Annotated in this window: 3 protein-coding genes; 2 read left to right on the plus strand and 1 reads right to left on the minus strand. The window is 67.0% G+C overall.

What is annotated here, in order from left to right; translation table 11 throughout:
- The first annotated feature begins 24 nt into the window (after positions 1 to 24).
- Positions 25 to 1923, plus strand: a complete 1899-nt coding sequence (locus tag ACWDZ4_RS21300) for an MFS transporter (RefSeq protein ID WP_451509974.1) — start codon at positions 25 to 27, stop codon at positions 1921 to 1923.
- A gap of 39 nt (positions 1924 to 1962) precedes the next feature.
- Here ACWDZ4_RS21300 and ACWDZ4_RS21305 read toward each other — a convergent pair whose 3' ends face one another.
- Positions 1963 to 2889: a hypothetical protein gene (locus ACWDZ4_RS21305; protein ID WP_451509975.1), complete on the minus strand. Its 927-nt coding sequence runs from the start codon at positions 2887 to 2889 to the stop codon at positions 1963 to 1965.
- Between the two features lie 500 nt (positions 2890 to 3389).
- Between ACWDZ4_RS21305 and ACWDZ4_RS21310 the strand changes: the two genes are divergently transcribed.
- Positions 3390 to 7556 carry a LamG-like jellyroll fold domain-containing protein gene (locus tag ACWDZ4_RS21310; RefSeq protein ID WP_451509984.1) on the plus strand — a complete coding sequence of 1389 codons (4167 nt, stop codon included), beginning with the start codon at positions 3390 to 3392 and terminating at the stop codon, positions 7554 to 7556.
- Positions 7557 to 7626: the final 70 nt, after the last annotated feature.

Below are 7626 nucleotides of genomic sequence, written 5' to 3' on the forward strand. Positions count from 1 at the left end.
CCGGGGAAGACGGGGAGAGCAGTAATGACCACCGCTGGGCCCACGCGCGCCAAGGGCGCGGACGAGGACGAGGACAGCAGCGACTCCGGCACACGCAGTGGTACACGGAGCGGCACCCAGGGCGGCACACCCGACGGTGCGGCGCCACGTCGCACCCCCGTGTCCACGCCCCGGCCCACCGGGCCCGGCCCCGCCTCCCCCGCCGGGGACGGCGGCCGCCTCCGCCACGTCCTCCGGCACCCCGTGACGATCGCGACGGCCGCCGCGGCGGCGGTCCACGTCGTCTGGTTCTTCTTCTTCGCGAACAGCGGCGGCGACCTCGCCGCGCAGGACGCCTGGGCCGAGTTCGTCGGCCGCCACCCCGACTCCGCGTACAACCTCGCCTGGTACGGCGGGATGCACCCCGTCTCGTACAGCGTGGTCTCGCCGTACCTGATGTCGGTCCTCGGCGTCCGTACGACGATGATGATCGTCGGCACCGTGTCGGCCGCCCTGACCGCGCTGATCCTGGCCCGTGTCAAGGCGGTCCGCAATCCCCTGTGGTGCTCGCTCGCCGGGGTCTTCGCCTTCCTCTGCAACGCCCTGTCGGGGCGCGTCACCTTCGGCCTCGGCATGATGTTCGCGCTCGGCGCGGTCGCCGCGGTGTTCTGCTGGCCGCGCCGCTGGGCCGCGAACCGGTGGGCGAAGGCGGCCGTCGCCGCGCCGCTGGCCGGTCTCGCGACGGCGAGCAGCCCGGTCGCCGGCCTGTTCCTCGGCGTCGTCGCGGCGGCGCTGTTCCTGAACAAGCGGCGCCCCGGTGCCTACGCGCTCGGCCTCGCGCCGGTCCTCGTCGTCGCCGTGTCCTCCTGGCTGTTCCCGTTCTCCGGTACGCAGCCGATGTCCTTCGGGACGGCTTCGCTGCCGTTCCTGTTCGGCGTACTGGTCCTCGTGCTCGTGCCCGAGGACTGGAAGACGGTACGGACGGGAGCCGCCGTCTATGCCGTCGGGGTGCTCCTGACCTGGCTGATCGACTCGCAGATCGGCAGCAACGTGTCCCGCCTGGCGATGGTGTTCGCGGGTGTCGTCCTGCTGGCGGCGCTGCCGTTCACCGCGCCCCGGACCGTCAAGTGGTACGCCGTCGTGGTCGCCTTCCTCGGCTTCCACGCCTGGATCGGCGTCAAGAGCGTCGACGACATCGTCCGTACCGCCCCGACGGCGTCCTGGACGCGTGAACTGGCGCCGCTGGTCAACCAGTTGCAGGAGGTCGGTGCGGAGAAGGGCCGGGTCGAGGTGGTCCCGGCCAGCAGTCACCGGGAAGCCTCGGCGCTCGCCCCGTACGTCAATCTCGCACGCGGCTGGAACCGGCAGGCCGACATGGAGCGCAACCCCCTCTTCTACGACGACACGCTCCGCTCCGACACCTACCGGGAGTGGCTGTACCGCTGGGCCGTGCACTACGTCGTACTGCCCACGGGCAACCCGGACCCGAGCGGAGCCACCCAGGAGTACGAGCTCGTGCGCTCCGGCCTGCCCTACCTGGAACAGGTCTGGGGCGACGCCAACTGGCGGCTCTTCCGGGTCGACGACCCGACGCCGCTGGCCGATCCGCCCGCGACGGTGGACCGCGCGGGCGCGGGCGAGCTGACGATCCGGGTGAAGAGCGCGGGCCGGGTGCTGATCCGCATCCCGTACTCGCCGTGGCTGGGCCTGGTCGACGCCGAGGGCGAGCGCGTCGAACCGCCGGCCGAGACCCCGGAGTCGAAGGCCCGGGGGGAGGCGGCGGACCGGACGTTCACCAACCCCAACGGCTGCCTGATGAAGGCGGACGAGGACGCGGCGGGGGACGAGTGGACGCAACTGCTCGCCCCCGCACCCGGCGTGTACCGGCTGGCGGCCCCCTACGGTCTGACGCGGGGCACGGCCTGCCCGGAAGAGCTGCGCTGAGCGCCGACCGGCCCCGCCCTGGGCGCGCTTCCCGGCGCGTCAGGTGAGGTAGACGCGGGCCGCGGCGATGGGGCGTGCGGTCACCTTGTGGGCGGTGGGGGAGTTGACGCCCCAGCGGTAGCCGGCGAAGAGTTTCGTGGTGGCGTCCCCGTAGAACACCATGTGGCCGTAGCCGGTGCCGTCGTGCTCGATCCACTCGGGGGTCCCGCCGGGTATCTCCTCGATGCGGGTGTCGGGGAAACCGCGGTAGGTGGCCTCGGCGGTTTCGGAACCGGCGGGGTTACCGTGCGGGTTGCTGGTGCAGTCGATGATCTCGAAGACGTAGGGGACAGCATCGCTGCCGACCTCGCTGTCCGCCGACGACGCCCATGTCCCCTTGCGTTCCCGGATCATCACGATGTGTCCGGTGTACGGCTCGGTGGTGGTTGCCGGGTCGTAGTCCAGGGCGACGAGGTCCCCGGGGCGGAGGTTGACCGGTTTGGTGACTGCCGTGAAATGGGGGATGCTCGCAGCGTTTGCGAAGCCCTCACGGAATTTTTCGGCCGTCGGGTAGAACTTTCCGGCCTCGGTGTTGAAGTACTGGCTGAAGTACTCCCTTGTTGCCCATCCGTACGCCGTGCCGGTGCCGTAGGCGCGCTGCAGGACCAGGGTGATGAAGGACGAGCACTGTGCGAACGCGGAGAACTGCTTCGGCTGCCCGGGTGTGCCCCAGACGACCGAGGAGTTCTCGTCGGGGAACTCTCCTGCTGTCTTGTAGCGGTTGGCGTCGTCGCTCCAGGGACGCATCCGCAGATACTCGATGAGTGTCTCGGCTTCGATCTGGTGCGGAAGTTTGGTCGCATATGGGCTCGGCGGGGGCACTTCGGCGGCCGAGGCGGATCCAACGGCCGAGCCGGTGATGAGCGACGCGCCTACGCCTGCAGTGGCGGCCAGCCAACCACGGCGGCTGAGTCGGTCATAGGACATGGAAGTTCCCCGGTTTTCTTCGGATCAAATGATCGGAGATGTCTGCGGGATCCTATGGCAGTTGACCAATGAGCGGCAGCGGCGAGTTTGCGCCTCTTTCGGGGGCGGGTGGGTGTGTGCCGCATCGAGCAGCCACTTGCGTACGTTGACGGGCGCATCCACCTGAACCCACTCGAACTGCCGCGTGTTGTGCGGCCCTTTGCACTCGGCGACACAAAAGTGCGGCTACTCAGTGCTGAAGAAATGATGAGGGTCGCACAAACTCGTCCCACAAAGCAAAACTGTGATCAACGCCACTGGTCTCGCATGGAACCGGACACCCTTTGTCCTGTATGCGGGTTGTGAGGATGCGTGCACGTGTAGTTGTCTTCCCCGCACATCAATGGGTTAACAGTGGGGGGATAGTGTCCAAAGCATGGAGGCGCCTGTCTGTGGGCGGAGCCGGGGGCTTGGCACTCAGTGCGGCTTTGCTGGTTGGCTTGCTGCCCGTGTCCGGTGCGATGGCCTTGGTTCCGCACGCCCGGAGTGCCGATGCGGCTGACAAGGCCGAGGCGCCCGAGGGTGCTCATTCCGAGGCAGAGGCTTTCGCGGAGGCCAGGCGGTCAGGTAGGGCCGTGGAGGTCGCCTCGCGTCGGAGCGAAACCAGCGAGACCTTCGCGACGCCAGAGGGAGACCTTGAGGCGCGGGAGTACCTGCGCCCGGTGTGGGCACGCGTGGACGGCGCGTGGAAGCCGGTCGACACGGAACTGACAATCGCCGCCAACGGGATGGTTGCTCCCAAGGCGGTCACCGTAGAAGTGGCGTTCTCAGGTGGTGGCAGGGGGCCAATGGTGCGGCTGGAGAAAGCCGGCCGCGAAATGGAGCTGTCCTGGCCGAAGCCGTTGCCCAAGCCGACGCTTGAAGGCGACACGGCGACCTATGCGCATGTTCTTCCGGGTGTAGACCTGCGGCTGATCGCTTCACCGGAAGGCTTCTCCCATCTTCTGGTGGTCAAGAGCGCGAAGGCGGCAGCCAGTAGTGACCTGGCGAAGCTGCGCCTGAAGCTGGCTGCTCATGGGTTGAACATCAAGGAAACCGCCGAGGGCGGCCTGCAGGCACTGGACGCGGGCGCGGAAAACGCGGTGTTCGAAGCGTCGACGCCGGTGATGTGGGACTCGAGCGAGGGTGAGAACGCCTCAGCTGCTCCCGTCTCGGCCACTCGGGCCCTGGTAGCGGCCAACGATGACCAGTCGCGTGGAGAGCCTGGAGCGGGAGAGTCGGGGCAACTCGCACCGGTCGGTGTAGAGATCCCGGCCGGTGGCGACGAGCTGGTCCTGACCCCGGACACAGAGGTGCTGAAGGGCAAGGACACCGTGTATCCGGTGTTCATTGACCCGCAGTGGTACTCGCCACGGGCGACATCGTGGACCATGGCCTCGAAGTACTGGGCCTCGTCCCCGCAGTGGAAGTTCAACGGCAAATCGACCGAAGGCGTGGGCTACTGCGGCTGGTCGTACTGCGCGCCGCACGACACCAAACGGGTCTTCTATCAGATCCCCGTCTCGAAGTTCGCCGGCAAGTCGATCCTGTCGGCCGAGTTCGTGGTGCGAAACACCTGGTCTGCCTCATGTGCGGACCGGTCCGTGGAGCTGTGGCAGACGAAGGGCATATCGACCTCGACCACGTGGAACTCCCAGAACGCATCCGGATTCTGGATCAAGGAACTGTCCTCCAAATCGTTCGCCTACGGCTACGAAGGCTGCGAGGCCAAGGATGCCGAGTTCTCGGTGAGGTCGGCCGTGCAGGCTGCTGCCGACGACAGGGACCCGTCGATGACGTTCGGCCTGCGGGCGTCCAACGAGTCGGACGCGGACGCTTGGAAGCGTTTCTCCGACAAGGCATTTCTGCGGGTGAAGTACAACCGGCCGCCGTCCCAGGTCAAGATGTCGCAACTGAGCATGCAATACAGCGACACCTGCAAGAGGCCGGAGAGCGCCAAGCGCATCCGCAGCCTCGGCAAGGTCTACGCCGACAACATCACCGACCCCGACGGCGACAGGGTGTCGGTGCAGTTCCAGGCGACATGGGACAGCGGGGCGTGGAAACCCACCTTGACCACTGCCAAGAGATCCGGCTCAGACTTCTCGATCGACCTGCCATCATCGGTCATCCCGGAGAACAAGCAGGTCAACTGGCACGTCCGCACATATGACGGCGCACAGTACTCGCCGTGGTCGTACGCAGGCGACCCGACAGGCTGTTACTTCTACTACGACACCAAGGCTCCGAGTTCACCGGTGATCTTCTCGGACGAGTATCCCGCCTCAAAGACCGAAGACCCGGACGACCCGTGGTTCGACGGGATGGGCAAGTACGGAACGTTCGAGATCAAGGCCAACGACACGCAGGTCACCAAGTACTGGTACGGCCTCAATGTCAATCCCAGTTCCAGCAACTCGATCAGCACGACGAACGGTGCCGCCAGGACACTGCGGATACTGCCGCCCAAGATAGGGGTGAACACGCTCTACGTCTCCTCGTTCGACGCAGCAGGAAACGTTTCAGCAGCTACTGGTTACCGCTTCAGGGTCAAGGCAGGCCAGCCCGAGCGCGCGGCTTGGTCCATGGACGAGGGAGCCGGCGCCACGGAGGCGAAGGGGGGCGCGGGGGTATACACCGCATCCCTGTCAGGCGGCCCCACACCCAAGGTTCCGGGGGCCAAGGGAACAGCCGTGAGCTTCGACGGGGTGGACGACTACGCCAAGACCGACATCCCCACGGTGAGCACCGAGACCGGGTTTTCGGTCTCGGCTTGGGCCAAGCTCTCCAAGGCCCCTGACGGCGCGGCAATCATCGCCGCTCAGCCAGGCAATCACGCACCGGGGTTTGAGCTGTACTACTCCAAGGCGTATGACCGGTGGGCGTTCAACCAGTACCAGGCAGACACCGCTGATGCGGGCATCACTCGAGTCATGCAGGCCTCCGCAGGAGGCGCCACGGTCGGCAAGTGGACCCACCTGGTGGGTACCTACAGCGCCACTTACGACGAGATGAAGCTCTACGTCGACGGTGAACTGGCCGGCACCATCACGTACGACTCACCATGGGATGCCCGGCGCGGTCTGCAGATCGGAGCCGGCTCCTACAGCGGCAAGCCCGGAAGCTTCTTCCCGGGCTCCATCGACGAGTTGCAGATCTTCGACAAGCCGCTGGCGCAGGGCGAAGTGACGCGACTGAACGGAAAGGAATCGCTCATCTCCGCCCGGCCGGCACGTGCCGTCTTCCCGATGGACGAGGAAGCCGCCGCAACGACGCTGACCGGCACGCCAGAGGTGATGTCTGCCAAGTACCACGGGACTCCGACTACCGGCGCGGCAGGTGTCGCGGATGCGGCGACCACGTTCGACGGTCAGGACGACTACGCCAGCACGGGGCGACCGCTCGTGAACAACCTGCGTAGCTTCGCGGTCTCGGCTTGGGTGAAACTCCCCAAGACGAAGCCGGACCACGCGGCGATCATTGCGACGCAGGCAGGCACGCACAAGCCGGGCTTCGAGCTGTACTACTCCGCCGCCTATGACCGATGGGCGTTCAACCAGTACTCCGCAGACACCCCTGACGCCGCGCCCATCCGTGCCATCGAGGCCGAGGGCAAGAGTGCACGGGGCGGGGAGTGGGTGCACGTGGCCGGTGTGCATGACACCGTGGCCAACACCCTGACGCTCTATGTGAACGGCACGCTCGCCGGTCCTCCCACGAGTGTGTCCTCGACGTGGTACGCGGGCGGCGCCGTGCAGATCGGCGCCGGCTCGTACGGTGGTCAGCCCGGCGCGTACTTCCCCGGCCAGATCGACGACGTCAGGCTCTTCGACCGGCCCGTTTCGGCCGGCGAGGTGCAGCAGCTGTTCAAGCAGCGTCCGCTGGTGAAGAGCCGTTGGAACTTCGAGGAGACGGCCGGTACCGCTCCGGTCACTACCCCGGATGCCGCCGGCACGGGCAATGCGCTCACGCTGTACGGAGGGGCTTCGAAGTCGGACGCGGCAAACATCGACTTCGGTGCCCTGCAACTGAACGGTACGAGCGGCTACGCCGCGACCAGCACTGTTCCAGTTGATACGTCAGGCAGCTTCACGCTCACTGCCTGGGCGCAGGCGGCGGCAATGCCCAAGGACGCGGTGGCAGTGGCCAGTGCGGAGGGCACCAAGCAGAGCGCGTTCGCGGTGCGCTTCGTGCCTGACGCCGCGGACCCGGAGGCGAACCATGGCCGTTGGCAGCTGTCGGTGGCAGACAAGGACGCCACTGACGCGGCCGTGGTCAAGGCAGACAACGGTGAGTTCTATGACGCCCGCGAGTGGAACCATCTGGCGTTGGCCTACGACGGATTCGCGAAGGAGGCGCGTCTGTACGTCAACGGCGTACTGGCCGAAGTGACCTGCCAGGACGCCGACGGCAACGGCGAGAACGACGATCCGGCATGCGCGGATCTGGTGCCATGGGCGGAAGACGCACTCGCTTTCAAGGCGGCCTCGCTTCAAGTCGGCCGGTCCGGCACAGGCACCAGGGCAGGCGGCTACTTCCCCGGCATGGTGGACGACACCTGGGTGTTCCAGGGCGCGCTGACGGATGACCAGATCGCGAAACTCGCGACCAGTTGGTTCGACGTACCCACCAGGGTGCCTGGCGACTGACCAGTGCGGCGGGGGGGGGGGCGCCGGGCCGCGCCCCCCCCCCGGGAGGGCCCCGAAGGGGGTGTGAACC

Source organism: Streptomyces sp. NPDC003016 (assembly GCF_053591455.1).

What these genes read in the sequence shown, in the direction of transcription:
- ACWDZ4_RS21300 (WP_451509974.1), top strand. Translation starts at nt 25, where the DNA reads ATGACCACCGCTGGGCCCACGCGCGCCAAGGGCGCGGACGAGGACGAG.
- ACWDZ4_RS21305 (WP_451509975.1), bottom strand. Translation starts at nt 2,889, where the DNA reads ATGTCCTATGACCGACTCAGCCGCCGTGGTTGGCTGGCCGCCACTGCA.
- ACWDZ4_RS21310 (WP_451509984.1), top strand. Translation starts at nt 3,390, where the DNA reads ATGGCCTTGGTTCCGCACGCCCGGAGTGCCGATGCGGCTGACAAGGCC.